This window comes from Bacillota bacterium (assembly GCA_040755295.1).
Classification (GTDB): domain Bacteria; phylum Bacillota; class Desulfotomaculia; order Desulfotomaculales; family Ammonificaceae; genus SURF-55.
Window position 1 is genome coordinate 89,936 of sequence record JBFMBK010000006.1, and the last position, 16,139, is coordinate 106,074.

A 16,139-nucleotide genomic window follows, 5' to 3' on the forward strand; every position below is an offset into this window, starting at 1 on the left:
AAAACAGAAGCTCAGTCAATATAACTGTGCTCTCCCAAAAAAAATAAAAAGATCCTATCACAGATCGAGGCCATTATATGCCGAACTGTGTGGATCTTTTAAATATTCAAAATATTTACACAGTATTTCCCGGCTTCAACTGAAATCAATCAGCCGGGCGTTAACTCTTATCTCACCGTTAGTCCGGACTGAAGAACTCGAGTTCCATAAAGGGCGGCAGGTCCACTATGGCGTTGACCATAAGCTCAACCAGACCGCCATAGGTGATGCTGTATTTATCCCAAAGCTTGTAGTGAGCTATTAGGTCACGCATCGCGCCCTTGCAGTTCGAGCAAGCGGCGATAACATACTTCTGAATGCTCGGGTCGAGGCAGTCCTTGAACGCCTCCAGGATCTGTTTTGTTTTCATCCGTTCGCTGACCTTCTTGCGCCATTGCGGGAAGTTCAGCTCGTTCATGATGGCGAATCCACTGCCACCGCCGCAACAGTAATTGTGCGCCCCGTTCGGCGTCATCTCCCTGAACTGCGGGCAGATCGCTCTGGTCACCTTGCGCTGCGGCATAACGATGCCCATGAGCCGGGCGATGTTACAGGAATCGTGCAGGGTGGTCGGGAAGTTATTCCTCGACGGATCAAACTTAAGCACGCCGCTCTTATAAATCTCCCAGAAGAGCGGCAGGCAGCTCTCCCGCGGCATCTCCGACGTGGCCATGTCCCCCGGAAGAACCCTGTCGGTGATTACGCACAGAGTTTTAGTGGCGTGGCCGCACTCGCCCACGACGATCTTCTTGCAACCAAGTTTTTTGGCTACCTGGATGTGCCTCAGGCCTATCCGCGCCAACTCAAGGTCATCGCAGAAGAGACCGTAGTTAACCCCGTCGTAACCGACCAAGTCGCTGCTGAGCGTGTAACTTATGCCCGCCATCTGGAAGAGCACCCCGAAAGCCCCGGGGTTTTCCGGCCAGGAAAGGTACTCGCCGGCGTTGTGGATAAGCAGAATATCGGCGCCCTTCTGATCGATGGGGATGTGTATTTTCCTGCCGGTTCTTTCTCCCATATCGTCTTCGATAAACTCTATTGATTCTTTAAAGCCCCCCGGCTGCATGCCGGTTGACGAACCAACCAGAAGGTGCTGCCTTGTGCCCTTTGTAAACAATTCCTTCGGCGCGATGCCGAGCTCCTGGGTGAAGACCTTCCTGATCTCTCTGCTTATTAAGGCGTTGTCCACGCCGACCGGGCAGACCTGTGCGCACCTTCTGCACACGTTGCAGCGGTATGCGGATTCAACCAGCCGCATCGCCAGGTGATAATTCGCCTCTAAGTCCGCACCCACAAGAGACCGTAGGAACTTGCCGCTCGACGTAAAATACCGCCTGTAAAGCCGTCGCAAAATCTCCGCCCTGAATGTCGGCCTGTATATCTCCTGCTCGCCACTTCCAATGTATACGTGGCAGGCGTCGGAACAGGTTTGACAGCGCATGCAATAGTCGGTTGTAAGGCGCAGGATCTTCAAAAATGTCCAGTTGTCCTGTGGATTAAAAAGCCTTTCCAACCCCTTGAGAAACCCCTTTAATATCCTTTCTTGTTCCGCCGCGTTGGGCTTCGGAAGCGCGATAGGCGAATGCCAGTCGAGCGAAAGGTCGTATTTCTCCTTCCACTTATCCGGAGGCGGCTCGAAGGGAGGCTCTTCTCCCAGGTTGGGAACGGGCATGAGTTCTTCGACCTTCAGAGGGTTTATCGCCTCAAACGACGGCAGGGCCATATCCTTGAAAGTAATATTCTTTGCCATTATTTCGCCTCACTTCTCTCGACAATCATGGCATTTTCCAGCCAGGTCTTTCCGGGTGCGACATGCGGACCCTGCCAGTTGCAGGTATAACCCAACTGCTTCAGCACCTTTTGGTCGTTCGCGGAACCTTTCACGAGGAAGCCGTCATCCCAGAATATTTTGTCAAAGGTAAAATATTTCGCCAGATAATGAAACAACTTGCAGAACGGCATGTAAATCACGAAAAGCCAGAAGAGTGTGAAATTAAGGAGAACAATGAACGGTATGGGTTCCGCGGCGGGTTTGAACGAAATAACTTCAACGATATAGGCTTTGGTATACACGAAAGCGGTATCACCGGACCAGGAAATGATTCCGGTAAGAAATATGGCAAAGATAAAGAGAAGGTTAAAGTAGTCCTCGGGAGTTGTATAGTTGGACAGATTCTGCGTCCCGACCCTCTTAAAGAAAAGCCCCATGGATCCGAAAGCGCCAAGGATGAATGCCAGAGGTCCGACGAAGTTGGTAACAGGGGCGAGAAAACCAAGTTTAAAAATCATCTCGACCAGTAACAGTACCACCCATGCGGCAAGCAGGTAGAGCCCCCAGTGCATGCTGAAAGAAAACGGCCACAACCCATATCTGTTATGTTCTTTCACTTTCTTTAACAGAAACACTTCCGACGCCATATCCAGAATCCCGCCGAGACGCAGATGGTGCCTGGGTTTCTTGTTGTAATCCACTTCTTCCATATACGAACCGCCATAATGATGCCGCGGCTCTGTGGGTACCGGGTATAGTTCCCACCGGAGAAAAAGCGGGTAGGAAGAATACTGTTTAAACCTGTACAGAGCCATAACGAAAAAAATGATGACCGAAATCCAGGCCAGGTACACGGAAACACTCATCCTTAGACCTCCTTTTTTAGAATATTGCTAATATTCTAACTAGTATATCAAATCTGAAAGTTGCTGGCAATTGCATTTGTATATTTGACCAAAAATAAAAAAACCCCTGCAGACATATATCCTTTAGCATCCACAGGGGGCTCTACTCAGTTAAAATTAAAGCTCCGTTGATTACTCCGAGCCCATGAACTCCAGTTCGAGAAACGGCTTCGGCAGATCGACCATCGCATTGACGATCAGTTCCACCAGGCCGCCGTAAGTGATTCTATATTTGTCCCAGAGCTTGTAGTGACCGATGATGTCCCGCATCGCCCCTTTGCAGTTGGAACACGCCGCGATGACGTACTTCTCGGTGCCCGGGTCAAGGCAGTCCTTGAACGCCTCAAGGATCTGCTTCGTTTTCATTCGCTCACTCACTTTTTTCCGCCACTGCGCGAAGTTAAAGTCGTTCATTATGGCGAACCCGCTGCCGCCGCCGCAGCAATAGTTATTCGCGCCGTTCGGCGTCATCTCCCTGAATTTTGGCGAGATCGCTCTGGTAACGTATCGTTGCGGCCTGACGATCCCCATTAATCTGGCTATGTTGCAGGAATCGTGCAGGGTCGTCGGGAAGTTGTTCCGCGACGGGTCGAGTTTAACAACGCCGCTCTTTACTATCTCCCAGAACAGCGGCAGGCAGCTCTCCCGGGGAAGATCGGATATGCTGAGGTCGCCCGGGAAGACCCTGTCGGTGATTACGCAATAGGTCTTGGTGGCGTGGCCACACTCGCCTATGACTACCTTTCTGACCCCCAGTTGTTTGGCGATCACGAGATGCTTCAAGGCTATCCTTGCCAATTCCGCATCGTCGCAGAAAAGGCCGTAATTCACCCCGTCGTACCCTATGTGCTCACTGCTAAGGGTGTAGTTTATCCCGGCGGCGTCAAACAGCACCGCGAAAGCCCCGGGGTTTTCAGGCCAGGACAGATACTCGCCGGCGTTATGGATCAGCAGAATATCGGCGCCTTTTTTGTCCAGGGGAATCTTTATCTTTTTTCCGGTCCTGTCACCGATATCGTCTTCGATAAATTCTATCGTCTCCTTGAAGCCCGCGGGGCTCATGCCGGTCGAAGAGCCCGTCTTGAGATGGTTCCGTGTGCCTTTACCAAACAAGGGTGTTGGACCGATGCCCATCTCCTGGTTGAATAGCTTCCTTATCTCCCTGGCGATCACCATGTTATCCACGGCCATCGGGCAGACCTGGGCGCACCTCCGGCACATGTTGCAGCGGTAGGCGGACTCCACGAGTCTCACCACCATTTTGTAATTAAGGTCGATGTCCGCGCCGACTAAGGACTTGAGAAGCTTACCGCCCGGCGTGTAATACCGTTTATAGAGCCGTCTCAATATCTCCGACCGGAACGTGGGCCTATAAATCTCCTGCTGCCCGCTCGCCATATACACATGGCATGCCTCGGAGCATGTCTGGCAGCGCATGCAGTAATCCGTCGTAAGCTTCAGGAGCTTTAAAAAAGTCCAGTTGTTCTGGGGGTCGAAGAGCTTACCGAGCCCGCTGAGAAATCCTCTTACCAGCCTTGCCTTCTCCTCTTCATTCTTTGGCTTCGGCAAACCGATGGCGGCATGCCCGTCCAGCGAAAAATCATAGTTGGCGCTCCACTTCTCCGGAGGGGGTTGAATCGGGGGCTCTACACCCAGATTGGGCACGCTCATCAATTCCTCTATCCTCAGGGATATAAGCGGCTCGTCATCCAATCGGGCCATATCATTAAAGGTTATATCTTTTTTGCCCATTATTTACTTTCACCTCCGTCAACAATCTGCGCCTCGTCCAGCCACGTTTTTCCCGGAACCATATGCGGTCCGGCCCAATTACAGATGTAACCCAGTTGTTTGAGCGTCTTTTTATCTTGGGGAGAGTCCTTCACCTTAAAGGCGTCGTCCCAGATGGTTTTGTCGATGGTGAAGTATTTCGCCAACCAATGGAAAAGCTTGCAGAAAGGCATATAGATCAGGAAAAGTTCAATAAGCACGAAGTTAAGGAGCACAACGGCCGGCAGCGGTACCGGCGCGGCCTGCAGGGTAATTACCTCTTTGATGTACGCCCTGGGATATACCAAAGACGGATCATTAGACCATGAAATAATTCCGGTAATGAATACGGCAAACAGGAAAAGAAGGTTGAAATAATCTTCGGGAGTCGTATAAAGCGCAAGTTTCCTAACTCCGGCCCTTTTAAACATCAGCCCCAAGGAACCAAAAGCGCCGATCACAAAGGAAATCTTTCCGATAACATTGGTGACAGGAGAGATGGCATCCAGCCCAAAAATCCCTTCTACCAGCAAAAGCAAAACCCAGAGAAACAGCAGATAAATTCCCCAGTGCATGCAAAAGGAAAAAGGCCAGAGCCCGAACCTGTTGTGCTCTTTAACCTTTTTCAGGTAGAAGACCTCTTTACCCATCTCTAAAAGACCGGCGATACGATTATGGTGTACCGGTTTCTTGTAATAGTCCACCTCTTCCATGTAAGAGCCGCTTTCGCCGGGAATGGGGTAAAGCTCCCACCGGAGATTTTGTGGCATGGACGAAATCTTGGAAGCCCTGTAAAACAGCATGAAGACGAATACGGCTACAGAAACCCAAGCTAAGTACACGGTAACACCCATCCTCAGACCCCCTTTGTCAGAATATTCATAATTTTCTGACTATTATATCAAACAAGGGCGCCGAGTGCAATTAATTTTAATAATTGACCAAAATAAAAAAACCGGAAGGCTGCTTCCGCCCTCCGGCTAAAAATTCTTGTGATTAGGATCTCATAACGCAAACCCTATATTATTAACACATTCCGGCTTTCGCTTTTAGGCAATGTATTACCGACGTCAGAAACGTGCAAAACCGGCCGCCGTGGTAGCAAGCTGGAGCAGCGGCCCCGTCAGGACCCCCAGTCCGATGATGCCTCCCAGTCCCAGGAGCAACGCGGCAAAAGTCCCGAAACCGTAAGAAATTGGAGCCGCGTCGGGTGGTTCATCCACATACATCACCTTAATGACCTGGAAGTAATAGTAGATCGAGACCACGCTTAAGAGCAACGCAATCCCCGCCATCACCATATACCCGCTCTGCACCGCCGCTGCAAATACCGCAAATTTACCCATGAAGCCCGCCAGCGGTGGAACCCCTGCAAGTGAGGCAAGGGCGACCATCATTGTAAATGCAAGGAAAGGCGCCCTGCGGGCCAGCCCCGCGAAGCTGGTACGCTCTCCGGCAGATATCTCCTCAAAGGCGCTTATCACCCCGAAGGCCGCAACCACAGAGACCGCATAGAGCAGCGTGTAGTACATCACGGCCGCCGTGCCGCTACGCCCTCCGGCGACAACCGCCAGAAGGATATACCCGGCATGGGCGATACTGGAGTAGGCCAGCATACGCTTGACATTCGTCTGCGGCAGAGCCACGATGTTTCCGAAGGCGACAGTGACTATGGCCAATATCAGCAGTATCGGCGCCCATAACCCGTTTAATCCGGCGAAGCTTTCGCCGAAAACCCGTAGTACCGCAGCCAGTGCGGCGGCACTCGACCCACTGGCCAGGAACGCCACCGTCGGTGACGGAGCCCCCTCGTAAACGTCCGGCGCCCACATGTGGAACGGAATGAGATAGATCTTCATCCCAAGGCCGGCAAGAATCATCAGGCAGCCGACACCTGCCAGTATCGACCACTGTCCGGCACTGAACGCTTCCCTTACAGCCGCCAGGTAAGTGCTCCCCGTAAGGCCATAGATAAGGCTCATCCCGTACAGCAGAATGGCCGAGGAAAGCCCGCTTAGAAGCAGATATTTCAGTCCCGCCTCAGCCGGCTTTACAGCGTTCCTCTGGATCGCAATCAACACGTAAAAAGTTACACTAATCAACTCCAGAGAGATGTACAGCGTGATGAAGTCAAGCGCGGACGGAAGAAGCATCATACCCACCGCTCCGAACAACACCAGCGCCGTGAAGTCACCCGTTTTTACCCCGCTCTTGGATAGATAATCGGGTGCAAACAACAGTGTCAGGCCGGCGGCCGAAAGAGCGACGATTTTAAAGAAGACGGCCATGTCGTCAACCCGGTAGCTCCCGTAGAAAGCGGTTACGTTTGTGCCAAGCAGATTAAAGGCCGCGAACAACGCAATAATTACGGCGCCCGCCCCAAACCAGGCGGCGTCTTTGCGTTGCGGCGTGACCTTGACCACCAACCGCTCACTCAGTACCAGCAGGCCGGCGACACAAAGGATGATTTCTGGAAGCAGCAAACCCGCGCCCATCTATTGAACACCTCCCCAAGTCGCCAGCCAGGTGAACTTACTTGCGGCCGGTGCAATGTCCTTCAGGTTATCCATGATGGGATTCAACCCGCTGATGACCAGGTTCATCATCAGCGAGGGATAAACACCCACGGCAACGATAAAGAAGATTATCACCGAGATGACGACCCATTCATACCACCTGGCGTCGGGCAGCTTGGCAAACTCCTTCACTTTAAGCGGCTCGAAGTATACCCTCTGAACCGCCCGGAGCATGTAATACGCCGTAAACACAATGCCCGATATGGCTATAAGAGACAGGACGGGATATATCTGAAACGACCCGACGAAAACCGAAAACTCCGCCCAGAAACTCGCGGTTCCGGGAAGACCTACCGAAGCCAGCGACCCGATGACGAAGGCCACCGCGAGCACCGGCATAACCTGTGCCAAGCCGCCCATGGCGGACATTATACGGGTATGGGTACGGTCGTAGGTCATACCGGCAATAGCAAAGTTGAGGGCGGCCATGATGCCGTGCGCGAAAAACTGGAGGAGCGCACCGGCCAAGCCTCCTAATGTAAGAGCAGCGATTCCGAGCGTCGAGTACCCCATATGACTGATGCTCGAGTTGGCGATCATGTACTTCAGGTCCTTCTGGCCCATGGCCGTGAATGCGGCATACACGACACAGATCACCGCCAAGACGCCGAGCAGGTACGACCATTGGACCGCACCTTCCGGGAACAGCGACAGCGCCACCCGGATTATACCGTAGGCGCCCAACTTCATGACCACGCCGGCCAGGATCATACTACCTGCTGTAGGCGCACCCGTGTGGGCGTCCGGCAGCCATGAGTGCAGTGGAACTATAGGCACCTGGATCGCAAACCCCAAGGTGAACAGCGCGAACAACCATACCTGCTGGGCGTGGGTGTAGCTGTGTTTACCAAGCTCGGTAAGGTCCAGTGAGTTAATGCCCGCTGTAAAGTAAAGGATCAGGATACCCAGCATGGTGATTACCCCGCCGAGTGACAGGTACAGGGCGAGTTTCATCGCCGCATACTCCTTCTTCGTGCTGCCCCAGACCGAAATCAAAACAAACTTCGGCAGGACGGCCAGTTCAAAGAAGACGAAGAGCAGGAAGAGATCCCGCGCGGCAAAAACGCCGGCACAGGCAAACGTCAGGGACAAAAAGGTGATGAAGAATTCCTTCACCCGGTTTTGAATCCCCCAGGAGGCGAATACCCCCGTAAAACCGACGATCGCGGTGAGGAGCAACAGCATCACACTGATACCGTCCGCGCCGACACTATAGTTGATACCGAAGGTCGGCAACCAGCTTACCTTTTCAATGAACTGAACGCCGCCCGCGGCAAGATTGAATGCGAACACCATGTAAATCGACAGGCCGAGCGATACAGCCGTAGAAACAGCCGCCACCCATCGTATGGTCTCTTTGCGCGCAGCGGGAATGCAGGTCACAATAATCGCCCCGACCAGGGGTGCAAAGCACGTCGCGCTTACCACCGGAAAGCTCATTTCACAACACCCCCAATCGCTACCGCCAGGTCGGGTTCATTCAAAACCAGAATCGCTACGAGCACCAAAACCCCAAGGAACAGGATCAGTGCGTAGCGCTGCACCCAACCGTTCTGGAAGAGTCTGAAGCTGCGGCCTATTTCCATAAATAACGAGCCGATGCCGTTGGCACAAACCCCTGTAAACACATTCTCTTCAAACCAGGCCAATACCGCGGCGCCGCCGTCAATGAATTTACGGATGAACCAGAGGTAAATCTCGTCGACATAGTACTTGCGCTCAAACAACCTGTAAATGTACTTGTACCCGGGCACCTCCGAAAGCGGGTCGGCCGCGTTTTTCCGCTTGCCGTACACGGCCCAGGCAATCAGCATGCCGACTATCACTATGATGTTTGAAGCAACCGCAACCACTAAATCGAACCCGTGCTCCCCGCCGTGTCCGTGGCCCCAGGAGATATACGTGGAAAACCCGTTTTCCAGCCCGGGCCACCCCCAGAAACCGGCAAACACCGCAAACACGGCCAGGATCGACAGCGGAATCGTCATTGTCAGCGGTTCTTTTTTAAGGTGTCTGTCCGATTGCGCCCTGGCAGCCGGGTCTACCGCCTCCATAAGCGCGACCTGGCTCGGGCGCACGTTCCCGATGTCCGGCAGTTCATGATGACCATGATCGTGTCCGTGACTGACCGGGGACCATTCGGAGCGCGGTCCGAAGAAGACCGTGAAGATCAACCGGAAGGTATATATAGCCGTGAACAACGCGACAAGTGATCCGAGAATATAGAGGAACATATTCTCGCTCCTGGCCACCGCCAGGATCTCATCCTTGCTGAAGAATCCGGAGAACGGGAACAGCCCCACATTGGAAAGGCCGCCAAGGATCATCGTAATGGCGGTTATTTTCATGTACTTGTACAATCCGCCCATGCGCCAGATGTTCTCTTCGTGGAAGTACAAGTACATCACCGCGCCTGAACACAAGAACAGCAAGGCTTTAAAGAAGCAGTGCATAATGAGGTGGAAGACTCCGGCGGTAAACCCGCCAGCCAGGCCTAGAGCCATCATCATGTAGGCCAGGTGGCTGCACGTGGAGTAAGCGACAATCCGTTTCATACGGCTTTGCGCCATCGCCATCGTAGCCGCAAGGAAGGCGGTGATGCCGCCGATGTACGCTATCACCGTCATGGCCTGGTCGCTTGCGCTGAAGAGGCCGTAAATCCTGGCCACCATGTAAACGCCGGCGGCGACCATGGTCGCGGCGTGAATCAGCGCGCTGACCGGGGTCGGGCCTTCCATCGCGTCAGGGAGCCAGACGTGAAGCGGGAACTGCGCCGACTTGCCTATCGCTCCGCAGAACACCAGTACGGCGCAGACGCTCAGCGCGGCCGGCGGTATCCCGCCGGCTTCGATGACGCGCACCACATCATCGTAAGCAAAGGCACCTACATAATTAAAAAGCAACAGAATCCCGAGCAGGAAACCGAAGTCACCGAACCTGGTGACCACAAAAGCCTTCTTCGCCGCAGCAGCGGCGCTCGGCTTGAAATACCAGAAACCGATCAATAGGTAAGAACACAGGCCCACCATTTCCCAGAAGATGTAAATCATCAACAGGTTGTTCGCCAGGACGATGCCCAGCATCGAGAAAGTGAAGAGGGCCATAAAAGCGAAGAACTTCGAATACCCCGGGTCGTCCTCCATATAGGCCTGGGAATATATCTGGATCAGAGTGCTTACAACGGTAACCGCTGTCATCATCATTACCGCGAGAGGATCGACCATTATCCCAAAGTCTATCTGGACCTTGCCCACCGTAAGCCAGTGCCATACGTCCTGATACGCATGCATATGCGGGTCGGCCAGAACGTGGATCAACAAATAGATTGAGAGCACCGCGCTGGCTCCGATTCCGAATATGGTCACCAAACCGCTTAGTCTACGGTAGGGTAAGGTAACCAGACTGATTATCAGAAAGGACGCAAGTGGTAAGAACAAAACCAGCCAAGCTAGTTGCCACAATTCCATAGCATCTCTTCCGCCTTTCCTCCTTTTTCCTACCCGGCTAACCCTTCAGCCAGGTGAAGTCGTCGAGATTCACGGTATCCCGGTGACGGTTGAGCACGATCACTATCGCAAGGCCTACCGCCACTTCCGCAGCAGCCACGGCTATTGTGAAAATGACAAAAAGATGCCCCAACAGCGCCCCGGGATCCATGAACCGCGAAAAAGCCACAAAGTTCATATTAACCGCGTTCAGCATCAGCTCAATGCACATCAACACCACAATCACGTTCTTCTTGGTCAGGGCGCCGAACAACCCTATCACAAAAAGCAACGTGCTTATTCCGAAATAACATGGTAGCGTTATCATCAGGACTTGTGCACCTCCTCCAAGGCCACCATCACCGCGCCCACCAGGGCTACAAGCAAAAGCACCGCCGCGATCTCAAACGGAATCGCCAGCCGGCTCATCATGGCCTCACCCAGAAACCGCGTCAGGTCGGGAGGTAAGGCCGCGCCGGAAATCTTCCACGGGGTGTTGATACCTAACTGAATCAAAACACCTCCGAGTATACCTACTACCAGAAGGCTCAAAGCCACTTGGGTAAGATTCCCCGTAAACCGGTTGGTATCAACCATCCGGCCGCGGCGTGTAAGCATGATGGCAAAGGCTATCACAATGGCCACGGCACCGATGTAAATAAGAACCTGCATTACTGCCAGGAAATCCGCCTGAAGGCTGAAGTAAATCCCGGAAACGCCAAGGAAACAGACGACCATTGACACCGCTGCGTAAAAGATATTCCGAAAGAATACCACACCCAAACCCCCGCCTATGACCATGGCCGTCATGGCGGCAAAAGCTACATTGACCCATATTTGTGCATCCATTACCGGCTCACCTTCCCTTGGCCCTCTTCAGCCGTACTTCCTCCGGTCTTAGCCGGAGCCCCGGCATCTTTGGCCGTTTTTCCCCCTCCGGCGCCTGAACCGCCCGCGGGGCCGATAGAAGGCCCTTTGAAAAGCTCCATGCTCAGAAAGCCGCGCTCATAGGCCGCCAGATCGATCTGATCGGTCATTGTTATGGCGTCCTTGTTGCACGCGTCAACGCAGAAACCGCAGTACAAGCAATAATTCAGGTCCATCTCGTACCTGACCAGACGCATCTTTTTATCCTCGCCCCGCTCTCCCGTTACCGTAATCACCTTGTTGGGGCAAGAGGTCTGACATGATTTACAGGCGTTGCACCTGTCCGGGTGGAAGGCAAATCCGCCCCGGTACACAGGCGAAAATTTAACCTTTTTAAACGGGTACTCAATGGTGATCGGTTTTGTAAGTAAAACCCCCAGGGTTACCCGCAATCCTTTTAATGCTCCTATTCCATGCGCCATCTCATCACCCACCAATCCAACGAGCTATAATGCCGCTCTGAATGATAGCCACCTCACCGGCGCTTATGAAGATGTTGAGCAGCGACAGCGGGACCAGTATCTTCCACGCGAAGTCCATCATCTGGTCGATTCTGAACCGCAACCATGTACTACGCACCCACATCATACAGAACGTTACGGCCAATGCTTTGGCCATAAACCACACAAAGGGCCAGAGCCACGGCAAGAACGCGAATACCGGCCCCTGCCAGCCACCCAGGAACAGCGTGGTCGCCATCGCGGAAACTGCAAAGGTATTGGCGAACTCCGCCAAAAAGAACAGGCCCCAGCGCATACCGCTGTACTCGGTGTTATAGCCCGCGCCCAGCTCAGATTCACCTTCCGGAAGATCGAACGGAGTCTGGCCGGTCTCCGCGAGCCCGCAGAGGAAATAGATAACGAAACCGAGCGGTTGCAAGAATATAAACCACTTCGGTATAAAGCCCAACCACAATCCTTCCTGCGCTACCACAATCTGCTGGGTGCTAAGACTGCCGGCCAGCATGACCGATCCTAACAGCGCCAGCACCATCGGTATCTCGTAGCTGACCACCTGGGCGACCGATCGCATCCCGCCAACCAGGGAGTACTTGTTATAGGAACTGAAACCGCCCATAAGCAGCCCGAAGCTCGCCAGCGAACCGAAGGCCACGAAAAAGAGCACCCCTACCTCCAGGTCATTCAGGATCCAGGTTGGCGAGAGGGGCAGCACCATGAAAACCATCCCGGCGGAAAAGAAGGTCACATAAGGCGCAAGAAGAAATAAGAACTTGTCAACGTTAGCCGGAATAATGTCTTCTTTTTGCATCAGCTTAAGAGCATCGGCGGCGGTCTGCAGCAAACCGAACGGACCGGTGACGCGCGGCCCGAGCCGGCATTGCATGTGACCAATAACCTTCCGCAGCATCCAGACCAGCACCAGCGCCAGAGTAGCAATCAAAATACAGATCAATAGGCCCGCGCCAACCCGGTAAAGCGCTTCAGCCAACCAGTCAGGCACGAAACCCGTGAGCCATTCCACAACTGCCGGGTAAGCGTTTAAACCTTTTTCCGGCACACTTTTTCACCCCTTTACCACAGCTATAACGTTCTAAGAGTTAGCGGTCGACTTCGCCCATGACGGCGTCGTAACCGGCAAAAATGGCGATGAAGTCCGCGATTTTCCAGCCACGTATGACTTCCGGAAGAGACTGAAGATTTATAAAAAGCGGCGGACGCCACCGGAAGCGATAAGGATTGGTCCCACCGTCACTAACGAGATAACATCCCAGGTCTCCCTTGGGCGACTCGATATGTACGTATGCCTCGCCGGCCGGAGGTTTAAGCACCTTTGACACCTTTGCCTGAACGGGACCCGGACCGACCTCTTCGAGGTAATTGAGAGCCTGCTCGACAATCCGAAGGCTCTGCCACATTTCGAGAATGCGCAGCCAATAAAAATCCCAGGCGTCGCCGTTCTTCCCGAGCGGCACCTTGAAGTCGAAACGGCTGTAAAGCGAATACGGATCGTTTTTCCGCACGTCATAGTTGATGCCGGTTGAACGCAGTATTGGCCCCGTGATCGAGTACTTAATCGCCATCTCCTTGGTAAGATGCGCAACCTTCTTCAAGCGCATCTGGAAGATCTCGTTCCCGCTCAGAATGTTGTTATACTGCTCGATATGTCCCGGCATTTCCTTTAAAAACTTTTTCAAACGCGGCAAAAACTCGTCCGGCAGATCCCTCGCCACGCCGCCTATTCTAAAATAGGTTGTAAGCAAGCGCCCGCCGCAGACCATCTCGAAAAGGTCGTATATCGTTTCGCGCTCCCGCCACGCATAAAACATCGGCGTTAGTGCGCCACAGTCCATGCCCATACAGCCGATCGCCATGAGGTGACTGTGAATCCGACCTATTTCCGTCATGATCACCCGGATGATTTCCGCCCTTAATGGAACCTCGATTCCGGCAAGCTTTTCCACTGCCAGGACATATACGTGGTTGTTGTTCATCGCCGCAAGGTAATCCGTCCTATCGGTGTAAGGGGTTACCTGCGCCCAGGTGCGATTCTCCACTATCTTCTCCAGGCCGCGGTGGAGATAGCCGAGGACAGGTTTCAGATCGACGATCGTTTCCCCATCCAGCTCAACCACGGCGCGGAAAACCCCGTGCATCGACGGGTGCTGAGGCCCGAAATTCAGAATGAAGGTGCTCGGGGTGCCATTGCCGTTCCCTTCGCCCGTCGAAACCGGAGTTAACTGCAAGGAGCCCTGCGATAAATCAAGGTAAGTCGTATCAAACGGGTCGTTTTCCGGGGGCGCCTGGTTATACGCATCAAAATCCTTTCGAAACGGATGCCCCTGAAACCCTTCCCACATCATCATCCGGGTGAGATTCGGATGGCCGGTGAACCTTACCCCGAAATAATCGTAGACCTCCCGCTCCAGCCAGTTGGCTGCCGGATAAACGCCGGTGGCCGTCGCCACCTCCGGCTGGCCCCGGTCAAGAGGCGCCTTGACCACCATCATGTCTGGTTTTTCAAGGTTCATCAACCAGTAAACCACCGTTATCCGGTTGTCTTTGATATAATCGACCGCGGTGAGATCGTGAAGCTGGTGGAAGTCGTAGTCGTCTTTCAGCGTTCGAAGCAATTCCTCAACCTTTTCCGGAGCCGCTACCGCCTCGAGGACCCCGTCCTTGGAAAGGTCAAGGGTGACTCCTTCACCGAAGCGCCTTGACAACGCCGCTTTTTTCTTCTCTGCATCTTTCGTTTTCATACCCGTTTTCTCACCTGCCATGATTCCGTCATAATCTTCTCCCGCAGTCGCAGTAACCCCTCAAGCAAAGCCTCGGGCCGTGGCGGACACCCGGAAACATATATGTCCACCGGAAGAACCTCATCCACGCCCATGACCACGCTGTAGGAGTCGCGAAACGGCCCCCCGCTTATCGCGCAGGATCCCATCGCAAGCACATAACGGGGGGAAGACATCTGCTCGTACAGCCGCTTGACGCTCGGCGCCATCTTCTTGGTGAGCGTTCCGGCAACGATCATCAGGTCCGCCTGGCGGGGAGAGGGACGCAGGATTTCAAACCCAAACCGGGAAATATCGTAGCGCGCCATGCAGGTCGCAATCATCTCGATGGCACAGCAAGCGAGACCGAAGCCGAGCGGCCATAACGAGCTTTTGCGCGCCCAGTTGAATACCAGGTCCAGGGGGGCGACAAGAACGTTGCGCTCCATGGTCATCTTCTTTATTGCTGCCAGGTTTTCTTGGCGAATATGGTCCCGGATGTAGAAGACCGGACCCTCCGGCGCCTGAGAGGCACTCTTTTCCGTTACCTTTTCATCTACTTCCATTCGAGTGCTCCTTCCTTCCAGGCGTAACCCAAACCGACCAGCAGGATCAAGATAAAAATTACGGCCTCAATGTACGCAAAGAGACCCAACCGGTTAAGGGCCACCGCCCAAGGATAAAGAAAAATAGTCTCCACATCGAAGACTACGAATACCAGGGCGTACAGATAATAGGCCACGCGGAAGCGTACCCACGTCTCACCACGGGTCGGCACGCCGCACTCGTAGGGAGACTGTTTTAACGGGGTCTTTTTCGGCTTTGCCCGGATAACACAGGCCAAAGCCAGCATAAACATGGAAAAACCGATTACTATCAAAGGATAAATAGCCAGGGTTGCATAATCCTGATGCAAGTAATCTCCACCTCCAGGGAAAAGAATGCGCTTATGCCCTTGAGTTTCAGGCAAGGAGACGGTTCAACCTTAAGGTTATGAATCGCCCCTTTTGGCCATGATACCGGCTTTAAAGGACATACCGCCCCTTTTCCGTTTGTCCAAACGGGAGAACTTCGGTAGCTGTTGCTCCTGCCATAGGGTAGCACACCCTTTGGAGTGTGCTGCGCTTGACCCGTCTGCATATTCGGTGTCCCGGCGACGCTTACCACCTCCCTTTTTGCCGTGATTGCTTAAACTATACCTCCGAACCCGTGTTCATTATGAATGAAAAACGTATAGAAACCACTGTTTTTCTATACCGAACTTCCAACAGCGATTTTTATACTCAAGAAAATATGGCCTGCATAAGAGACTCAGCGCCTCGTCAACTAGGATCGAACCTTCACCAAAAGACCGTTCTATGAAAAAGCTTATGAGCCGGCGTTATGGACAAGAACCAATAAGGCATTGAACGGTTCAATCCGAACCGGAAC

At 53.3% G+C, this 16,139-nt stretch carries 14 protein-coding genes; all 14 read right to left on the reverse strand.

The features are described from left to right. Nucleotides 1–178 precede the first annotated feature (178 nt). Complete coding sequence (locus AB1500_06420; GenBank protein MEW6182797.1) at nucleotides 179–1,789, reverse strand: (Fe-S)-binding protein; 1,611 nt, start codon at nucleotides 1,787–1,789, stop codon at nucleotides 179–181. Beyond that, entirely contained in the window at nucleotides 1,789–2,676 is an 888-nt protein-coding gene (locus tag AB1500_06425; protein ID MEW6182798.1) for a respiratory nitrate reductase subunit gamma, read from the reverse strand. Before AB1500_06425 ends, AB1500_06420 begins: the two co-directional genes overlap by 1 nt. Before the next feature lie 171 nt (nucleotides 2,677–2,847). Further along, complete coding sequence (locus AB1500_06430; protein ID MEW6182799.1) at nucleotides 2,848–4,467, reverse strand: (Fe-S)-binding protein; 1,620 nt, start codon at nucleotides 4,465–4,467, stop codon at nucleotides 2,848–2,850. Next, complete coding sequence (locus AB1500_06435) at nucleotides 4,467–5,339, reverse strand: hypothetical protein (protein MEW6182800.1); 873 nt, start codon at nucleotides 5,337–5,339, stop codon at nucleotides 4,467–4,469. Before AB1500_06435 ends, AB1500_06430 begins: the two co-directional genes overlap by 1 nt. Nucleotides 5,340–5,555: 216 nt before the next feature. Beyond that, a complete protein-coding gene (locus AB1500_06440; GenBank protein MEW6182801.1) occupies nucleotides 5,556–6,980 on the reverse strand; it encodes an NADH-quinone oxidoreductase subunit N in 1,425 nt (474 codons plus the stop codon). Further along, a complete protein-coding gene (locus AB1500_06445) occupies nucleotides 6,981–8,501 on the reverse strand; it encodes a NuoM family protein (protein MEW6182802.1) in 1,521 nt (506 codons plus the stop codon). Beyond that, a complete protein-coding gene (gene nuoL / locus AB1500_06450; GenBank protein ID MEW6182803.1) occupies nucleotides 8,498–10,528 on the reverse strand; it encodes an NADH-quinone oxidoreductase subunit L in 2,031 nt (676 codons plus the stop codon). Before nuoL ends, AB1500_06445 begins: the two co-directional genes overlap by 4 nt. A gap of 37 nt (nucleotides 10,529–10,565) precedes the next feature. After that, nucleotides 10,566–10,874 carry an NADH-quinone oxidoreductase subunit NuoK gene (nuoK, locus tag AB1500_06455; GenBank protein ID MEW6182804.1) on the reverse strand — a complete coding sequence of 103 codons (309 nt, stop codon included), beginning with the start codon at nucleotides 10,872–10,874 and terminating at the stop codon, nucleotides 10,566–10,568. Beyond that, on the reverse strand, nucleotides 10,874–11,395 hold the full coding sequence (locus AB1500_06460; protein MEW6182805.1) for an NADH-quinone oxidoreductase subunit J: 522 nt from the start codon (nucleotides 11,393–11,395) through the stop codon (nucleotides 10,874–10,876). The genes nuoK and AB1500_06460 overlap by 1 nt, the downstream gene beginning before the upstream one ends. After that, nucleotides 11,395–11,895 (reverse strand): 4Fe-4S dicluster domain-containing protein, encoded by a 501-nt coding sequence (locus tag AB1500_06465; protein MEW6182806.1) that lies wholly within the window; start codon nucleotides 11,893–11,895, stop codon nucleotides 11,395–11,397. Before AB1500_06465 ends, AB1500_06460 begins: the two co-directional genes overlap by 1 nt. Nucleotides 11,896–11,899: 4 nt before the next feature. Beyond that, the gene (nuoH, locus tag AB1500_06470; protein MEW6182807.1) at nucleotides 11,900–12,991 is read right to left on the reverse strand and encodes an NADH-quinone oxidoreductase subunit NuoH; all 1,092 of its coding nucleotides are present in this window, start codon (nucleotides 12,989–12,991) and stop codon (nucleotides 11,900–11,902) included. A gap of 40 nt (nucleotides 12,992–13,031) precedes the next feature. After that, nucleotides 13,032–14,690, reverse strand: coding sequence for an NADH-quinone oxidoreductase subunit D (locus AB1500_06475; GenBank protein ID MEW6182808.1), 1,659 nt, complete (start codon nucleotides 14,688–14,690; stop codon nucleotides 13,032–13,034). Continuing rightward, nucleotides 14,687–15,163, reverse strand: a complete 477-nt coding sequence (locus AB1500_06480; GenBank protein ID MEW6182809.1) for an NADH-quinone oxidoreductase subunit B family protein — start codon at nucleotides 15,161–15,163, stop codon at nucleotides 14,687–14,689. The genes AB1500_06475 and AB1500_06480 overlap by 4 nt, the downstream gene beginning before the upstream one ends. A 101-nt stretch (nucleotides 15,164–15,264) precedes the next feature. After that, nucleotides 15,265–15,567, reverse strand: a complete 303-nt coding sequence (locus AB1500_06485; protein MEW6182810.1) for an NADH-quinone oxidoreductase subunit A — start codon at nucleotides 15,565–15,567, stop codon at nucleotides 15,265–15,267. Between the last annotated feature and the right edge of the window lie 572 nt (nucleotides 15,568–16,139).